This is a genomic window from Nocardia sp. NBC_01377 (assembly GCF_045040005.1).
Lineage (GTDB): Bacteria > Actinomycetota > Actinomycetes > Mycobacteriales > Mycobacteriaceae > Nocardia > Nocardia noduli.
In genome coordinates this window covers 5,419,850-5,435,719 of the sequence record NZ_CP109566.1, presented here as the reverse complement: position 1 = coordinate 5,435,719, position 15,870 = coordinate 5,419,850, and the positions used below count along the sequence as shown (strand labels likewise).

The window sequence follows — 15,870 nt, the reverse complement described above, 5'->3', positions numbered from 1 at the left end:
ACGGTCAGAACTGAACGGAGCATTGTTGTCATGAAGCTTGCTGTCATCCCGGGTGACGGAATCGGTCCCGAGGTCATCGCCGAGGCGCTCAAGGTGCTCGACGTCGTCGTGCCCGGCGTCGAGAAGACCGAATACGACCTGGGCGCCAAGCGCTACCACGCGACCGGCGAGATCCTGCCCGACTCGGTATTGCCCGAGCTGAAGCAGCACGACGCCATCCTGCTCGGGGCGATCGGCGACCCGTCGGTGCCCAGCGGAGTGCTGGAGCGCGGCCTGCTGCTGCGCACCCGATTCGCGTTGGATCACCACGTCAACCTGCGGCCGTCGAAGCTGTATCCGGGCGTCACCAGTCCGCTCTCCGGTGATCCCGACATCGATTTCGTCGTGGTGCGTGAGGGGACCGAGGGCCCGTACACCGGCACCGGTGGCGCGATCCGTGTCGACACCCCGCACGAGGTGGCGACCGAAGTCAGCACCAACACCCGCTTCGGCATCGAGCGTGTGGTGCGCTACGCCTTCGCCAAGGCGCAGGCCCGGCGCAAGCATCTGACATTGGTGCACAAGAACAACGTGCTCACCTTCGCCGGATCGCTGTGGCAGCGGACCGTGGACGAGGTCGCCGCCGAATTCCCCGAGGTGCGGACCGCGTATCAGCACATCGACGCCGCGACCATCCACATGGTCAACGATCCGGGCCGCTTCGACGTGATCGTCACCGACAACCTGTTCGGCGACATCATCACCGATCTCGCCGCCGCCGTCAGCGGTGGTATCGGTCTGGCGGCCAGCGGCAATATCGATGCGTCCGGGGTCAACCCGAGCATGTTCGAGCCGGTGCACGGCAGTGCCCCCGATATCGCGGGGCAGTCCAAGGCCGACCCGACCGCGGCGATCCTGTCGGTCTCGCTGCTGCTCGAGCACCTCGGTGACGCCGACGCCGCCGCCCGCATCGAGGCGGCGGTCGCCAAGGATCTCACCTCGCGTACCGAGGCGGCGTCCACCGTCGCGATCGGTGACCGCATCGCCGCCGCGGTCTGACGCGAACGGCACGACGAAAGGCAAGCCCCGTACCGGATCCAGTACGGGGCTTGCCTTTTCGTGATTCGGCCAGCTCTCGGTTGTGCATCGCTGCGTCACCGTATCGCCACTGCATCGCCGGGTCGCCCTATCGCCGCCGCTGCACTGCGGCGTCACCGCTCGCTAGAAGGTGCCGGCGGATCCCGTGACGCCCTTCCGGAGGTGGTGGACGCGATCGTTGCCGCAGTTGCGATAGCGGTCCGACCGGTGGTGCGACCGCCCAGCGATCGGTCGCGCGCGCGAATCGCCCGCCTCACGGGTGGATGTTCGAGGACGGCGTGCGATCCAGGTGAGACGACCGCTTCCCGGGTTATCGCGGGGGTGTCGGCGGTGACGGAAACTGTGGTGGGGCAGGGTGATCCGGCGATCCGCCGGGTGACGTCGGGCAGGGCGGGGCCGGATATCCCGGTGCTCCGGGAGGTACGGGAGGCCGAGGAATCGGCGGGTGATCCGACCGGCCCGACCCCGGGGAATCCTGCGGTCTCGGCGGAAACGGTGGTACCTGCTGTTGCCGCGGCCCGCCGGGGTGACCGTGCGGTCCCGGTGGGAAGTGCGGCGGCGGCGGGAAGGGCCCGGTCGGCGGCATCGGTCCGCTGAACCGCTGGTAGGCGGCTTGGCGCGAGGTGCCGAGCAGATCGCCGAGTTCGGCCCACGTGTGACCTTCCTCGCGGGCCTGCCTGGCCAGCGTGTGCAGGATGTCGTCGACGAGATTGCCGAGATTGCGCGTCGCGCTGAGGGCGGCGAGCACCGGAACCGCCGGTGTGCCTTCCCCCGGACGCAGCACGCCGACGACGAGTTCGGCATTCGCGGAGAGCAGGGTGGCGAGCGTCGCCCGCTCGTCGTGTAGGTCGGTGCGGGGTTCTTCGGTCATATGTCAAGGCTGCCTTGACGTCGGGCGTGTGTCAAGGTCAGGTTTACATGTGCGGCGACCTGGTCTGCCGAACGAGTTCGGTGCTCGCTCGCTTCGTCGCACCGCGTACGAGGCCGACTACGTCACGTGTTCGAGCGGATGGCGTTCGGCGACCCGCCCGTGATCGCGCAGGACGAAGTTCACGACGAGGTCGTCGGCGATCTGGATCAGTACATCGCGACCTTCGACCCCAGCGGCCCATTCGTGCGGCAGACCGGACAGTCCGTGCAGCGCGCCGAGCAGGTTGCCCGCGACCGCGCCCGTGGAATCGGAATCGCCGGAATGGTTGACCGAGAGCAGCAGTGCCGCGCGCACGCCCTCGGTCTCGGCCCGCAACGCGCAGTGCACGGCGACGGCGAGGCACTCCTCGGCGATCCACCCCGCGCCCACCTGTTGCACGACCTCCGAGGTGGGCGGCTCGGTGTCGGCCAGGGTGAGCGCGCGTTCCAATGCGGTGGCCGTCTGCGCGCCGCGCGGCATCGACGCGACCTGAATGATCGTTTCCCGCAGTGCTTTCCGAAGGTCGAATCCGCTCATCACGCGATCGATCAGCGCACCGAAGGCTCCGGCAGCCAGATATCCGGTGGGATGGCCGTGGGTGAGTTGCGCGCAGCGCGCGGCCGTCTCGAAAGCGGCGTCCGGGCCGGAACCCACCAATCCGAAGGGCGCGGAGCGCATTACCGTTCCGCACCCCTTCGAATGGGCGTTGACCGGGCCGGGATATCCCATCGGGGCCGGGGGCACATAGCCCTGCGACTGTCGCGAGACTCCGCTCAGGCAGGTGTCGCCCGGGGCCCGGACCGCGTAAAGGAACGAGTGATTCGACAACCAGCCGTCGGGTGCGTGGCCGGGCGCCTGGGCTTTCTGGGTGTGCTGCCACCGTAGTAGGGCCCGGCGCATGACGGGCGCGATATCGGCGCCGGGCGGGCAGCGCAACAGACCCTCCGCGGTGAACAGGGTCATCTGGGTATCGTCGGTAACCTGTTGCGGCGGTCCGTAATCGGGGGCGAACCCGGTCACGCCCGCTTCGCCGTGCTGTTCTCTGATCTGGGCCAGACTCCGGAATTCGATCGGCCAACCCAGCGCGTCCCCGATGGCCCCGCCCAGCAGTGTGCCGCGCACGCGGTCGACGATCTCCACATACTCCACCATGATCCGATCTTGTCAGGTTCGGGCCGCCGCGCGCGGTGATAATCTACTCGCGAAACCTCTACTCGTGCGGTGTCTTCGTCCGATCCGACGGCACCAACGGGATCGCCACGGTCGCCAGCGCCGCGGCGGCCAGGTAGGCGGCGGGGAATCCGCCGACCGTGATCAAGGCGCCGAACGCCGGTGGAATGGCGGCCATCGCGAGATTCTGGCCGGTGTTCTGGACGCCGAGGCCGCGTCCGCTCCAGTACGGGCCCGCGATCTCGGCGACGGCGGTGAAGGCAAGACCGTTGTCGGACACCGTGATCACCGATGCCGCGATCAGCAGCGGGATCGCCACCCACCACCAGTTCGACCACGCCGCGAATCCGAGCGCGGCCATGCAGATCATCGCGGCCACCGCGACCGTGCGCAACGGGCCGAGCCTGCTGCCCACGTGATCCGACCACGCGCCCGCGCCGATCCGCCCACCGGCGCCGAGCAACTGCGTGACGGTGACCAGTGCCCCCGCCGTGGGCAGGGACCAGCCGATATCGCGGTGCAACCAGAGCAGGGCGAAAGTCCACACCACACCCTGGGGCACGCACAGCAGGACCGACACCGCGTGTATGCGCCACAGCGTGGAGTCGCCGCGGTACGGGTTGACCCGGTCGACGGATTTCGCGTCGGGCCGCGGCGGATCGATGATGCCGAAATAGCAGCCGACGGCGGCGAATCCGGCCATCAGAGCCGGAACGAGCACGGCTGCCGAGATACCGTGCCCCGCGGCGACGGCCGGGATGGCCAGCGCGGCGATGCCGACGCCGAGCGGCTGGGCCGTCTGGCGTATGCCCATCGCCAGTCCTCGACGCCGCGGCGGGAACCATCCGACGATGACCCGGCCGCTCGCACCGTTGGTACTCGCCGCGCCGACGCCGCCGAAGAACAGCAGCGCGCCAAGTGCGATGTCGTTCGTGGCGGTCGCGGCCGCGCAGCCCGCGGCCAGCATGACCAGCGGACCGCCGACCAGAACCTTGTGCTCGCCGATCCGGTCGACCACGTATCCCCAGGCGATCAGGGTGCACACCAGGCCGACGGTCGGCATGGCGACGAGCACGCCCGCCATCGGCAGCGACATGCCGCGGTCGGTGAGCGCGGGGAGCAGGAAGGGCACCCCGTGGGCGAATACCGCGCTCGACGCCTGGGCGAAGACACCGAGGCCGAGCATGGACCACCGTCGAACGTCGCGCACCTGTGTCACGGTAGCCATCGGCCTCACCCCGGTATCCCGCGTCTCCGCGCATCTCGCTATCATCCCAATATGTGGAATGAAAATCTCATTGAATGAACTCCTGGCGATACGCTACACCGTGCGGGCAAGTCGATTTCGGCGAAGCGATGTCGAACTTGTCACATCTGGCGGTATTCGGGCACCCGCGTCGACCGCCTCGCCTGCGTGTTTGCCCCGACCTCGCCGCTCGCCGCGCCATCCGGTCGCCGCGGCGGTCCTCGCGTCGCGCGAAAGTGACGAGAACATGTTCCGGACCACTCGGTCGGGTGCGTTCGGGCAGGTGGCGACCGCTCGATAGACTGCCGGGCATGCGTCTAGGTCGAGTTGCCAGTCCCGATGGGGTCGCGTTCGTCAGCATCGAAGGAGAGGGCGGCGCCGACGCGGCGTCGCTGACGGCCAGAGAGATCGCCGAGCATCCGTTCGGCACTCCGACGTTCACCGGACGGAGCTGGCCCCTGGCCGATGTGCGGATGCTCGCGCCGATCCTCGCCAGCAAGGTCGTCTGCGTCGGCAAGAATTACGCCGCACACGCGGCCGAAATGGGTGGTAGCGCACCCGAAGAGCCGGTAATCTTCATGAAGCCGAGCACGTCGATCGTCGGTCCGAACGCCTCGATCATCCTGCCGCCCAGCTCATCCCGGGTGGATTACGAGGGCGAACTGGCTGTCGTCATCGGCCGTCCGTGCAAGGATGTGCCCGCCGCACGCGCACTGGATGTGATTCTCGGGTACACCGTCGCCAACGATGTCACCGCACGGGATCAGCAGAGCAAGGACGGGCAGTGGACCCGCGCGAAAGGTTACGACACGTTCTGCCCGCTCGGCCCGTGGATCGAAACCGCCGTCGACCCATCGGATCTGGAGATCGTCACCGAACTGGACGGCGAGGTGAAGCAGCGTAGCCGTACATCGCTTCTGCTGCACGATATTCCGAAGCTCGTGGAATGGGTGACCAGGGTGATGACGCTGCTGCCCGGCGACGTGATCCTCACCGGAACACCGGAGGGAGTCGGTCCGATGCAGTCGGGGCAGCAGGTGTCGGTGACCGTCGAAGGTATCGGCACCCTGACCAATTCCGTTGCGACCAAACACCGCTAGCGACCGTTCGAACGAGTCCGAAAGAGAGCTATGACTGAAGTACGGGTCCGCTTCTGCCCGTCACCGACCGGAACACCGCACGTCGGCCTGATCCGCACGGCGCTGTTCAACTGGGCCTACGCCCGTCACACCGGTGGCACCTTCGTCTTCCGTATCGAAGACACCGACGCCGCACGTGATTCCGAGGAATCCTACGCGGCCATCCTGGACGCGCTGCGCTGGCTCGGGCTCACCTGGGACGAGGGGCCGGAGGTCGGCGGACCGTACGAGCCGTACCGGCAGTCGCAGCGTCGCGCGCTGCACCTGGACGTGGTCGGCAAACTCCTCGACGCGGGCGAGGCGTACGAATCCTTCTCGACTCCCGAGGAGGTCGAGGCGCGGCACCGGGCCGCGGGCCGCGATCCGAAACTCGGTTACGACAATTTCGATCGCGATCTCACGCCCGAGGCGATCGAGGCGCACAGGGCCTCCGGACGCCCGGCGGTGATCAGGTTGCGGATGCCCGATACCGATCTCGGCTGGCGCGATCTGGTCCGCGGTGAGACGGTATTCAAGGCGGGTACGGTTCCCGACTTCGCGTTGACCAGGGGTAACGGTGATCCGCTCTACACCCTGGTGAATCCGGTCGACGACGCGCTGATGCGGATCACCCATGTATTGCGCGGGGAGGATTTGCTCTCGTCCACTCCGCGTCAGCTCGCGCTGTATGCCGCATTGGAACGAATCGGCGTCGCCGAGTTCACCCCGGAGTTCGGTCACCTGCCGTTCGTAATGGGGCAAGGCAACAAGAAGCTGTCCAAGCGTGATCCGGAATCCAATCTGTTCGCCCACCGGGATCGCGGATTCATTCCCGAGGGTTTGCTGAATTACCTGGCGTTACTCGGGTGGGGTATCTCGGACGATCACGATGTTTTCTCGATGTCGGACATGGTCGAGGCATTCGATATATCGAAAGTGAATTCGAATCCGGCCCGATTCGACCAGAAGAAGGCCGACGCACTCAACGCCGAACACATCAGGATGCTCGATCCCGGCGATTTCGCGCATCGGCTGCGTGAGTTCCTGACGGAACACGGACATATCGGTGCCGACGTCGACGACAAGTTGTTCGCCGCCGCGGCGGACTTGGTGCAAACCCGGATCGTCGTCCTTTCCGACGCGTGGGAACTGCTGCGATTCCTGTTCGCGCCCGCCGAGGAGTTCGCCATCGATCCGGCGGCGGGTGCGAAGAATCTCGGCGCGGAGGCCGTGCCGGTTCTCGACGCCGCGATCGCCGCGCTGGAGTCCCTTCCCGCGTGGGCTACCGCGGGTATCGAGGAGGCGCTCAAAACCGCGCTGATCGACGATCTGGGCCTCAAACCCCGCAAGGCTTTCGCGCCGGTGCGCGTCGCGGTGACCGGATCGCATATCAGCCCACCGCTGTACGAGTCGCTGGAGTTGCTCGGACGCGAGCTGTCGCTGGACAGGCTGCGCTCCGCTCGCGGCTGGACCGCCACCGCCTGATCCGGCAAAACGGTCGAAAATAGGGCTTTGACCAGGCGATTTGTAGTTTACTGGCCGAGGTTTGGTACTCTTCTTCTCGGCCGGAACACGGCCCCGCGGTAGGCCAGTACGACTGGTCCGACTCCGGGGCTGACGTCCTGGTCATTGGGGTATGGTGTAATTGGCAACACAGCTGATTCTGGTTCAGCCATTCTAGGTTCGAGTCCTGGTACCCCAGCGGAAATGTTGCACATCTCTCGGTTCGCGACCGAAAGTGGTTCAGCATCCGGCGATTTGGTCGCCGAGCTTCGGTCGGTTAAGCTGGCCGAGCTTCCTCGGATCGCAAGATCCACAAGGTTGATCACCGCGGAAACGTGGGAGATCAAGTCCTGGCCCCGTCGTCTAGCGGCCTAGGACGCCGCCCTCTCAAGGCGGTAGCGCGGGTTCGAATCCCGTCGGGGCTACACAAGTGGAAGGCTCACGCTCACACAGGGCGTGAGCCTTTCTTGTTTCGCAATGTCTTGTGGGGGCGCCGCCCCCACGCCCCAGCCCGGCGGGGCTTCGCCCCCCGGTTCCCCCCGTTGGGCTCCGCCCTCGCCCCCGTGGTTCGGTTTCCGAAATATCTTGCGTTCTAGGTGGATTGGCTTAATTGCCATTATTTCCGGGGGCATCGCCGTGGTGCGGTTGCGGGCTTTTCTGTGATCTTGTTCCGTGATTGTGCGGGGTGTTTACCGGGGTTGCCGGGGTTTGCTCGGCTAGGTATCGAGTGATGCCTCCGCGGTGTGTCGCGGGTGGTGAGAGGCTCGTCACGTGAAAAAGCCCTACTGGTCGGTCGACCAGTAGGGCTTTTTCGTTATCCGGCGCCTGTGAGCGGCGACGGAGGGGAGCTGCTACCCGCTCTTGCGGCGGAACTCCCGCTTGTGGCTGGCGTTGCCTTGCGGCGCGGCGGCCTTGGAACGGCCGTCGAGGTGGTCGTTCGCCTTGGCGTTCTGGGAATTCTTGCGGTCGAGCGCCTCCTTGAACTTGCGCTTCACTTCGTCGGCACCGCCGTTGGAACTACCCGAATCCGTCATCGCCTGCTCCTCGTCATCGCGGCCACGCACCGCGTCCACGGACGCCGTACAGGGCCGATTCGTGTCCAACCGCCAGAAACGCTAACGCGCGACGCGACGGCTGTCAGCTGCATTATCCGGTGTGCCGCCTCAGGCCGAGGGGGCGGTGGTACCGCCGAGGGGAATGGCGGGCATACCGAGTTTGCGGTGGTCCCAGCTGCGCACCCGGTCCGGCCGCACCCGGATCGCTACCCGCTTGTGCAGCATGGCCTCCACCGCGGGCCGCATCTCCTCGCTGTACGGGCCGGTGTAGCGCTCCCACACGCTCACGCCGACCGCGAACAACCGCTCCGGGTCGGCGGTGATCTCGGCGGTGCCCTCCAGCGAGACTCCTCGCAGCTGGTCGTAGGTGTCGCCCGATTCGATCATGCAGGTGATGCGGGGGTCGCGCCGCAGGTTGACGGCCTTCTGCGATTTGGCCTTCGTCTCGAACCACACCTCGCCGTCGATCAGGGCGTACCACATGGCGATCAGGTGCGGCGCTCCCGTCGGGCCGATGGTCGCCATCGTCGCGACGCGGCTGTGCTCCAGGAATTCGGCGATCTCGGTATCGGACATCACGATCTGTGCCCGCTGGTTGACTCCCACGGGCCCACTGTAGAACGCTCGATCTGAAACGCGTTACAGGCGTTTGTGCAGCGCCTCGGCCGCGGCGACCAGATCGGCGGCCCAGCGGGCGCCGGGTCGGCGGCCCATCCGATCGATCGGGCCGGAGACCGACACGGCCGCCACCACGGTGCCCGCGGCGTCGCGGACCGGGGCGGATACGCTGGCCACGCCTGCCGCACGTTCGGCCGCGCTCTGCGCCCAGCCGCGTTTGCGAACTTCGGCCAGGGCTCGGTCGCCGAAGACCGCGTCGGCCAGGATGGTGCGCTGCAACTCCGGATCGGCCCAGGCCAGCAGCACCTTGGCGGCCGAACCCGCGGTGAGCGGCAGTCGAGCTCCGATCGGGACGGTGTCGCGCAATCCGACCGGCGGTTCCAGGGCCGCGATACAGACCCGCGCATTTCCGTCACGGCAGTAGATCTGCACGCTCTCGCCGGTGATCTCGCGTAGACGCGGCAGAATGGCGCCCGCTGCCTCCTGGAGCGGATCGGAGGCGCCCGCGGCGAGTTCGGCCAGCGCCGGGCCCGGTCGCCACAGCCCGTTGTTGTCCCGGGCCAGCAGGCGGTGCACTTCCAGGCCGACCGCGAGGCGGTGCGCGGTGGCTCGGGGCAAGCCCGTGCGGGTGCACAGTTCGTTGAGGCCGCACGGGTGCTCGGCGACGGCGTAGAGCACCGCCACCGCTTTGTCGAGGACGCCGATACCGCTATGCTGTCTCATAGAACGATACTAGCGTCTCGGATACTGAGAACTTCAACCGAGAAGTCCGACTGGGATTTCACTCGATGCGAAGTTCGGTCCGATGTCCGGGACATCGCTGTCAACAAATCTGTGCGGCCGGCAGCGCGCTCTCAGCCCAGAACGCGTGATCCGGTCGCCGTCCGAAAGGTGATCGAGAAATGGCCGACCGCCCACGCACCCTGGCAGAGAAGGTGTGGGAAGAACATGTCGTCGCCCGCGGAGCGGGCGATGGTGTCTCGCGCGAACCCGATCTGATCTACATCGACCTGCACCTCGTCCATGAGGTGACCAGTCCGCAGGCCTTCGACGGCCTGCGCGCCGCGGGCCGTCCGGTACGCCGTCCCGACCTGACCATCGCGACCGAGGACCACAACGTCCCCACGGTCGACATCGACAAGCCGATCGCCGACCCCGTTTCCCGCACCCAGGTCGAGACGCTGCGGCACAACTGCGAGGAATTCGGTATCCGCCTGCACCCGATGGGGGATCTGGACCAGGGCATCGTGCACGTCGTCGGTCCGCAGCTCGGACTGACCCAGCCCGGTACCACCGTCGTCTGCGGTGACAGCCACACCTCGACGCACGGCGCCTTCGGCGCGCTGGCCATGGGAATCGGCACGTCCGAGGTCGAACACGTGCTCGCCACCCAGACATTGTCGCTGCGGCCGTTCAAGACCATGGCGATCAATATCGACGGCACCGTGCCCGAGGGAGTCACCAGCAAGGACGTCATCCTGGCGGTGATCGCCCAGATCGGCACCGGCGGTGGTCAGGGCTACGTCCTCGAGTACCGGGGCGAGGCCGTGCGGGCCATGTCCATGGAGGCCCGGATGACCATGTGCAACATGTCCATCGAAGCGGGCGCCCGGGCGGGCATGGTGGCCCCCGACGAGATCACCTACGAATTCCTCGAAGGCCGCCCGCACGCGCCGCAGGGAGCCGACTGGGATGCCGCGGTGGCCGCCTGGGACGCACTGAAGACCGACGAGGGCGCGGTTTTCGACGCCGAGGTCCATATCGACGCGAGCACGCTGTCCCCGTTCGTCACCTGGGGCACCAACCCCGGTCAGGGTGCGCCGCTCAGCGATACGGTGCCGGATCCGGCCCGGATCGCCGACGAGGGCACGCGCGAGTCCGCGGAGAAGGCGCTGCGGTACATGGATCTGATCCCGGGAACCCCGCTGCGGGATGTCTCGGTCGACACCGTATTCGTGGGTTCCTGCACCAACGGCCGTATCGAGGATTTGCGTGCCGTCGCGAGCGTTTTGAAGGGCCGTCGCGTCGCGGACGGGGTTCGAATGCTGGTCGTACCGGGTTCGATGCGTGTGCGCGCCCAGGCGGAAAAAGAGGGATTGGGCGAGATTTTCGACGCGGCGGGCGCCGAATGGCGTCAGGCCGGATGTTCGATGTGCCTCGGAATGAACCCGGATCAGCTTTCGCCGGGTCAGCGCTGTGCTTCCACCTCGAACAGGAACTTCGAGGGCAGGCAGGGCAAGGGCGGTCGTACGCACCTGGTTTCCCCGCTGGTGGCCGCCGCGACGGCGGTCCGCGGAACTCTGTCCTCGCCTGCGGATCTGGACTGAATTCCGCCGTTTCCGGGCCGTACGCGGCCGTCTCGGGCCGATGAACGGCCACCGACGGGCTCGCGTCGCCCATGAATACCTCAACCGACCCAGGAGAATCTGATGGAAGCTTTCACCGTTCACAAGGGGACCGGGGTGCCGTTGCGCCGGTCCAATGTCGATACCGACCAGATCATCCCGGCGGTGTACCTGAAGCGGGTGACCCGAACCGGATTCGAGGACGGACTCTTCGCCGCGTGGCGTAACGATCCGGACTTCATTCTCAACGTCGAGCCGTACAACCGCGGCAGCGTTCTCGTGGCCGGTCCGGATTTCGGAACGGGGTCCTCTCGGGAGCACGCCGTATGGGCGCTGTCGGACTTCGGCTTTCGGGTGGTCATCTCGTCGCGCTTCGCCGACATCTTCCGCGGCAATGCGGGTAAGGGCGGGTTGTTGGCCGCGCAGATGTCACAGAACGATGTCGAATTGCTCTGGAAGATGATCGAGGAACAACCCGGCATCGAATTGGTAGTAGACCTCGAAGCGCGAACGGTGACGGTTGGAACCGTCGTGTTGCCGTTCGAAATTGATGACTACACGCGCTGGCGTCTGCTGGAAGGTTTGGACGACATCGGTCTTACGCTGCGGCGTAGCGACGTCGTCACCGAGTTCGAAAAGGTAAGGCCGAGTTGGAAGCCCACTACCCTGCCCGCGCGCATTTCACAGGCGTAATCACTGGGTTCCGATAGCTGGTCATCGTGGGAGGCGGTAGCTAGACGTGTGCTAAACCACGATGAATTTTGGCGTGGCACATAGACTCTTGCTCAAACTGGGTTTACCGTGGTACCTAGTCGGTCCGACGACGGGCCATTAGTCTGCGGAGGATTCAATGAACAAGGCGGAACTGATCGACGTTCTGACCGAAAAGTTGGGTACGGACAGGCGCACGGCTACCGCGGCAGTCGAGCACGTTGTCGACACCATCGTGCGCGCGGTGCACAAAGGCCAGAGCGTCACGATCACCGGTTTCGGTGTGTTCGAACAGCGAAAGCGTGCCGCCCGCGTGGCCAGGAACCCGCGCACCGGTGAAACCGTCAAGGTGAAGCCGACTTCGGTGCCCGCGTTCCGTCCCGGTGCCCAATTCAAGGCCGTTATCGCGGGCAAGCAGAAACTTGCCGCCAGCGGCCCTGCGGTCAAGCGGGGCGTGAATGCCCCTGTGGCGGCCAAGAAGACCGCCGCCAAGAAGACGGCAGCGGCCAAGAAGACCGCCGCCAAGAAGGCGACCGCCACCAAGGCGCCCGCCAAGACGACGGCCAAGCGGGCCGCGGCCAAGGCTCCGGCAAAGACCGCCGCTCGCAAGGCGACTGCCACCAAGACGGTCGCCAAGAAGGCACCCGCCAAGAAGACGACGGCGGCCAAGGCCACGGTGAAGAAGGCCGCACCGGCCAAGAAGACCACGGCAGCGGCGGCCAAGAAGACCACTGCCGCCGCCAAGAAGACCACCGCGGCCAAGAAGGCGCCCGCCAAGAAGGCCCCGGCCAAGAAGGCCCCGGCTCGTCGCGCTCGCTGACCCGAGCACCGGCGGTCCAGCGCCGCCGGGAGATTCGCCCCAACGCAGCCGAATCACCCGCCATACCGCAGAGAGACGGCCCCGGATAACCTCCGGGGCCGTCTCTCGGTCATATCGGTCAGGACGGCGGCGAATCCTTCACGACCTCGGTGGAGATGGAACGGTCGAGGTGGTCGGCGGCGACAAGCGCGCCGTCGATGAACGACAACACCCAGACACTGCCCTTGCGATTTCGGGCGGGTTGCAAGGTCAGGGCGTCCTTCTTCGCCCACCAGGCCATCAGATCCGGAATGACCTTGCCTTGGCTGCACACCACTCGCACCGCGCGGTCGGAGACCAGCGACACGGCCCGCTCGCGCGCCGCGTCGGTATCGGTCGCATAACGGATTTCGGACAGCAACGGCTCCAACGTGATGTCGGTGCCCAACTTCTCGGCCAGCGGCCGTACCGTGTCCACACAGCGCACCGGATCGGCCGAGTAGATCTCCTCGGCGCCGAAGGCGAGCAGGTTCGGGATCAGCGCCTGCGCCTGGGCCGAACCTGCCCGCTCCAGCGGGCGCTGTTCGTCCGGGCCGTCGAAAGCGTCCCGGCGGCCCGCCTTCGCGTGCCGCACCAACAGCAGTGTCGAGGTGTGCGCGGGCAGGCGGGCGAAGGTTCGCACCACCTGTCTGTCCATCGGATAGGAGAGTTCGTCCATCACCCGCTCCAGCGGATGCCAGTGCAGGACGTCGACTTCGGAGTTGGCGCTGAATTCACCGCCGGTGACCTCGGCCGCCCAATAGTCGACCCGCTTGAGTCTGCGGTGGCCCGGTATCGGATAGGTCACGTGTCCGAGATATCGGCCGAGCCTGCAATCGAGGCCGGTCTCCTCGTGGACTTCACGCACCGCGGCCATGATCGGTGTCTCGCCCGGGTCGAGTTTGCCTTTCGGCAGTGACCAGTCCCGGTACTTGGGCCGGTGCACCACGGCGATCTCGATGGCGCGCGACTTCCCCGGCGACCGCCGCCACACCACCGCGCCCGCGGCGTGAATGTTGGCTCTGACTCGGGGATCCCAGAACGGACCTGCTGCCTCGTATCCCGTCGGGTCGTTCACTGCTGTTCCGGTCTCCGCAGCCGCATGAGGTACTCCTGATGATCTCTGACCGCGACGTCGTCGGCACTTGCCTGTTGGGGCCATGAGTGCCAACTTCCGTTGGCGCTCAGCTTCCAACTGCGCGTGGCGGGATCGAGCGCCGATTCGAACACCGCGTCGAGCTGCTCGCTCAATCGCGGATCCTTCACTTGCGCCATGACTTCCACGCGCCGGTCCAGATTGCGGTGCATCAGGTCGGCGCTACCGATCCAGTACTCGTTCTGCGCCCGGAAGTGCAGCACCCGTGAATGTTCCAGGAAGCGGCCGAGTATGGAACGCACTTCGATGTTGTCGCTCACGCCGGGGACGCCGGGCCGAAGGCCGCAGATACCGCGCACCACGATCTCCACCGGCACTCCGGCCTGCGAGGCGCGATAGAGCGCGTCGATGATCTGCTCGTCGACGATCGCGTTGGCCTTCAAGCGGATTCGGGCGGGAGCGCCCTCGCGGGCCAGTTCGGTCTCACGCTGGATCCGCTCGATGATGCCCGCGCGCACACCCTGCGGTGCGACAAGGAGATTGCGGTAGTTGGCTTTTCGCGAATAACCGGTCAGCGAGTTGAACAGATCGGTCAGGTCCGCGCCGATTTCGGGTGCGGCGGTGAGTAATCCGACGTCCTCGTACAGTCGCGCCGTCTTCGGGTTGTAGTTGCCGGTGCCGATGTGGCAGTACCGTCGGATGGTCGAGCCCTCGCGACGCACCACCAGGCAGGTCTTGCAGTGCGTCTTGAGGCCGATCAGGCCGTAGACCACGTGGACGCCCGCCTGCTCCAGCGCGCGTGCCCACTTGATGTTGGCCTGCTCGTCGAAACGGGCCTTGATCTCGACCAGCGCGACGACCTGTTTACCGGCCTCGGCGGCGTCGATGAGCGCGTTGACGATCGGGGAATCGCCCGAGGTGCGGTACAGGGTCTGCTTGATCGCCAGCACCTGCGGGTCGGCGGCGGCCTGTTCGATGAAGCGCTGCACGCTGGTGGAGAACGAGTCGTAGGGGTGGTGCACCAGCACATCGCCCTCGCGCAGCGCCTGGAAGACGTTGCGCGGGGTCTCGCGTTCGCCGAACGCGGGCGGTGTCGCGGGGACGTACGGCGTGTCCTTGAGATTGGGCCGGTCGACCCCGTACACCTGCCACAGGCAGGACAGGTCGAGCAGTCCGGGCACCTGGATCACGTCGCCCTCGTAGACGTCGAGTTCGCGCAACAGCAGATCGAGCATGTGCTCGGTCATGTCGTCGGAGACCTCGAGGCGTACCGGGGAGCCGAAGCGGCGACGGGCGAGTTCGCGTTCGAGTGCCTGGAGCAGATCCTCGTCGCGGTCCTCGTCGACTTCGAAATCGGCGTTGCGGGTGATGCGGAAGGAGTGGTGTTCGACCACTTCCATCCCGGGGAAGAGCAGATCGAGGTGCGCGGCGATGAGCGCTTCCATCGGAAGGAACGCGGCGATGGGCGAACCGGATTCGCCACGGCGCACGCGCACGAAGCGATCCACGTTGTCGGGCACCTTGACCCTGGCGAAATGCTCGCCGCCGGTCGCCCCGTCCTTCACCGTCACGGCGAGATTGAGACTCAGTCCGCTGATATACGGGAACGGGTGGGCCGGATCGACCGCGAGCGGTGTGAGGACGGGGAAGACCTGGTCATGGAAATGGCCCGATAGTCGGGTGCGTTCGGCTTCTTCGAGATCGGACCAGTCGATGATCGCGATACCTTCGGCGGTCAGCGCGGGCAGCACCGAATCGAGGAAGACCCTGGCGTGGCGGTCGGCGATCTCCTGGGCACGCGCCGCGATCAACTCCAGTTGCTCGCCGGGGGAGCGGCCGTCGGCCGAGCGCACCAGGAGGCCGGTTTCGGCGCGGCGTTTGAGGCCCGCAACGCGGACCATGTAGAACTCGTCGAGATTCGAGGCGAAGATAGCCAGGAATTTCGCACGCTCCAGCAAAGGCAGCGACGAGTCCTCCGCGAGGGCCAGAACGCGGGAATTGAAGTCGAGCCAACTGAGTTCTCGGTTGAGGTAGCGATCACGTGGCAACTGCTGCTCGGCCGAATCCGCCGAGACCGGCGTCACAGCGGGCGGCGGTGTGGGAAGCAACTGCTGCTGCTTGACAATTTCCGTATCGCTCACGCAATCGATCATCCCCTACCCACCGGTCTGATTGCACGCCGA

14 protein-coding genes and 2 tRNA genes are annotated in these 15,870 nt (G+C 66.4%); 8 read left to right on the top strand and 8 right to left on the bottom strand.

Annotated elements, in window-relative coordinates; all coding sequences use genetic code 11:
• Positions 1-30: 30 nt before the first annotated feature.
• Entirely contained in the window at positions 31-1,038 is a 1,008-nt protein-coding gene (locus OG225_RS25005; RefSeq protein WP_216917547.1) for a 3-isopropylmalate dehydrogenase, read from the top strand.
• A 349-nt stretch (positions 1,039-1,387) separates the two neighbouring features.
• On the opposite strand, the gene OG225_RS25000 is transcribed toward OG225_RS25005, so the two are convergent.
• From OG225_RS25000 to OG225_RS24990, 3 genes are all read right to left on the bottom strand, one after another.
• Positions 1,388-1,948, bottom strand: a complete 561-nt coding sequence (locus OG225_RS25000) for a hypothetical protein (protein WP_405177513.1) — start codon at positions 1,946-1,948, stop codon at positions 1,388-1,390.
• A 117-nt stretch (positions 1,949-2,065) separates the two neighbouring features.
• Positions 2,066-3,139, bottom strand: coding sequence for an ADP-ribosylglycohydrolase family protein (locus tag OG225_RS24995; RefSeq protein ID WP_405177512.1), 1,074 nt, complete (start codon positions 3,137-3,139; stop codon positions 2,066-2,068).
• Positions 3,140-3,197: 58 nt separating this feature from the next.
• Entirely contained in the window at positions 3,198-4,385 is a 1,188-nt protein-coding gene (locus OG225_RS24990) for an MFS transporter (RefSeq protein WP_405177511.1), read from the bottom strand.
• A 329-nt stretch (positions 4,386-4,714) separates the two neighbouring features.
• On the opposite strand from OG225_RS24990, the gene OG225_RS24985 reads away from it, so the two are divergent.
• The 4 genes from OG225_RS24985 (at position 4,715) to OG225_RS24970 (ending at position 7,449) form a co-directional block, all read left to right on the top strand.
• A complete protein-coding gene (locus tag OG225_RS24985) occupies positions 4,715-5,503 on the top strand; it encodes a fumarylacetoacetate hydrolase family protein (RefSeq protein ID WP_109528059.1) in 789 nt (262 codons plus the stop codon).
• A gap of 30 nt (positions 5,504-5,533) precedes the next feature.
• On the top strand, positions 5,534-7,006 hold the full coding sequence (gene gltX / locus OG225_RS24980) for a glutamate--tRNA ligase (protein ID WP_405177510.1): 1,473 nt from the start codon (positions 5,534-5,536) through the stop codon (positions 7,004-7,006).
• Between the two features lie 145 nt (positions 7,007-7,151).
• Positions 7,152-7,223, top strand: a tRNA-Gln gene (locus tag OG225_RS24975).
• Between the two features lie 153 nt (positions 7,224-7,376).
• Positions 7,377-7,449: transfer RNA gene (locus OG225_RS24970), tRNA-Glu, on the top strand.
• A 426-nt stretch (positions 7,450-7,875) separates the two neighbouring features.
• Here OG225_RS24970 and OG225_RS24965 read toward each other — a convergent pair.
• The 3 genes from OG225_RS24965 to OG225_RS24955 all read right to left on the bottom strand — a co-directional run bounded on the left by OG225_RS24965 (position 7,876) and on the right by OG225_RS24955 (position 9,420).
• Entirely contained in the window at positions 7,876-8,058 is a 183-nt protein-coding gene (locus tag OG225_RS24965) for a DUF5302 domain-containing protein (protein WP_109528536.1), read from the bottom strand.
• 129 nt (positions 8,059-8,187) lie between these two features.
• A complete protein-coding gene (locus OG225_RS24960; RefSeq protein ID WP_405177509.1) occupies positions 8,188-8,685 on the bottom strand; it encodes a pyridoxamine 5'-phosphate oxidase family protein in 498 nt (165 codons plus the stop codon).
• 33 nt (positions 8,686-8,718) lie between these two features.
• Positions 8,719-9,420 (bottom strand): IclR family transcriptional regulator, encoded by a 702-nt coding sequence (locus tag OG225_RS24955; protein ID WP_216911236.1) that lies wholly within the window; start codon positions 9,418-9,420, stop codon positions 8,719-8,721.
• Positions 9,421-9,599: 179 nt separating this feature from the next.
• Here OG225_RS24955 and leuC point away from each other — a divergent pair, with 179 nt between their 5' ends.
• The 3 genes from leuC (at position 9,600) to OG225_RS24940 (ending at position 12,573) form a co-directional block, all read left to right on the top strand.
• The gene (gene leuC, locus OG225_RS24950) at positions 9,600-11,024 is read left to right on the top strand and encodes a 3-isopropylmalate dehydratase large subunit (RefSeq protein WP_405177508.1); all 1,425 of its coding nucleotides are present in this window, start codon (positions 9,600-9,602) and stop codon (positions 11,022-11,024) included.
• 102 nt (positions 11,025-11,126) lie between these two features.
• Positions 11,127-11,735, top strand: a complete 609-nt coding sequence (leuD, locus tag OG225_RS24945) for a 3-isopropylmalate dehydratase small subunit (protein ID WP_405177507.1) — start codon at positions 11,127-11,129, stop codon at positions 11,733-11,735.
• Positions 11,736-11,892: 157 nt separating this feature from the next.
• Positions 11,893-12,573: an HU family DNA-binding protein gene (locus tag OG225_RS24940; RefSeq protein WP_109528053.1), complete on the top strand. Its 681-nt coding sequence runs from the start codon at positions 11,893-11,895 to the stop codon at positions 12,571-12,573.
• 118 nt (positions 12,574-12,691) lie between these two features.
• Here the strand turns inward: OG225_RS24940 and OG225_RS24935 are convergent, their stop codons facing one another.
• Both OG225_RS24935 and OG225_RS24930 read right to left on the bottom strand, forming a co-directional pair.
• On the bottom strand, positions 12,692-13,669 hold the full coding sequence (locus tag OG225_RS24935) for an NUDIX domain-containing protein (RefSeq protein ID WP_405177506.1): 978 nt from the start codon (positions 13,667-13,669) through the stop codon (positions 12,692-12,694).
• Positions 13,666-15,840, bottom strand: a complete 2,175-nt coding sequence (locus tag OG225_RS24930; protein WP_405177505.1) for an RNA degradosome polyphosphate kinase — start codon at positions 15,838-15,840, stop codon at positions 13,666-13,668. Before OG225_RS24930 ends, OG225_RS24935 begins: the two co-directional genes overlap by 4 nt.
• Between the last annotated feature and the right edge of the window lie 30 nt (positions 15,841-15,870).

Bases quoted from the DNA above. Each gene is read 5' to 3' on its own strand.
- gltX (WP_405177510.1), top strand. From the start codon at position 5,534: ATGACTGAAGTACGGGTCCGCTTCTGCCCGTCACCGACCGGAACACCG.
- OG225_RS24930 (WP_405177505.1), bottom strand. From the start codon at position 15,840: ATGATCGATTGCGTGAGCGATACGGAAATTGTCAAGCAGCAGCAGTTG.
- OG225_RS24955 (WP_216911236.1), bottom strand. From the start codon at position 9,420: ATGAGACAGCATAGCGGTATCGGCGTCCTCGACAAAGCGGTGGCGGTG.
- OG225_RS24985 (WP_109528059.1), top strand. From the start codon at position 4,715: ATGCGTCTAGGTCGAGTTGCCAGTCCCGATGGGGTCGCGTTCGTCAGC.
- OG225_RS25000 (WP_405177513.1), bottom strand. From the start codon at position 1,948: ATGACCGAAGAACCCCGCACCGACCTACACGACGAGCGGGCGACGCTC.
- leuC (WP_405177508.1), top strand. From the start codon at position 9,600: ATGGCCGACCGCCCACGCACCCTGGCAGAGAAGGTGTGGGAAGAACAT.
- leuD (WP_405177507.1), top strand. From the start codon at position 11,127: ATGGAAGCTTTCACCGTTCACAAGGGGACCGGGGTGCCGTTGCGCCGG.
- OG225_RS25005 (WP_216917547.1), top strand. From the start codon at position 31: ATGAAGCTTGCTGTCATCCCGGGTGACGGAATCGGTCCCGAGGTCATC.
- OG225_RS24965 (WP_109528536.1), bottom strand. From the start codon at position 8,058: ATGACGGATTCGGGTAGTTCCAACGGCGGTGCCGACGAAGTGAAGCGC.
- OG225_RS24940 (WP_109528053.1), top strand. From the start codon at position 11,893: ATGAACAAGGCGGAACTGATCGACGTTCTGACCGAAAAGTTGGGTACG.
- OG225_RS24995 (WP_405177512.1), bottom strand. From the start codon at position 3,139: ATGGTGGAGTATGTGGAGATCGTCGACCGCGTGCGCGGCACACTGCTG.
- OG225_RS24990 (WP_405177511.1), bottom strand. From the start codon at position 4,385: ATGGCTACCGTGACACAGGTGCGCGACGTTCGACGGTGGTCCATGCTC.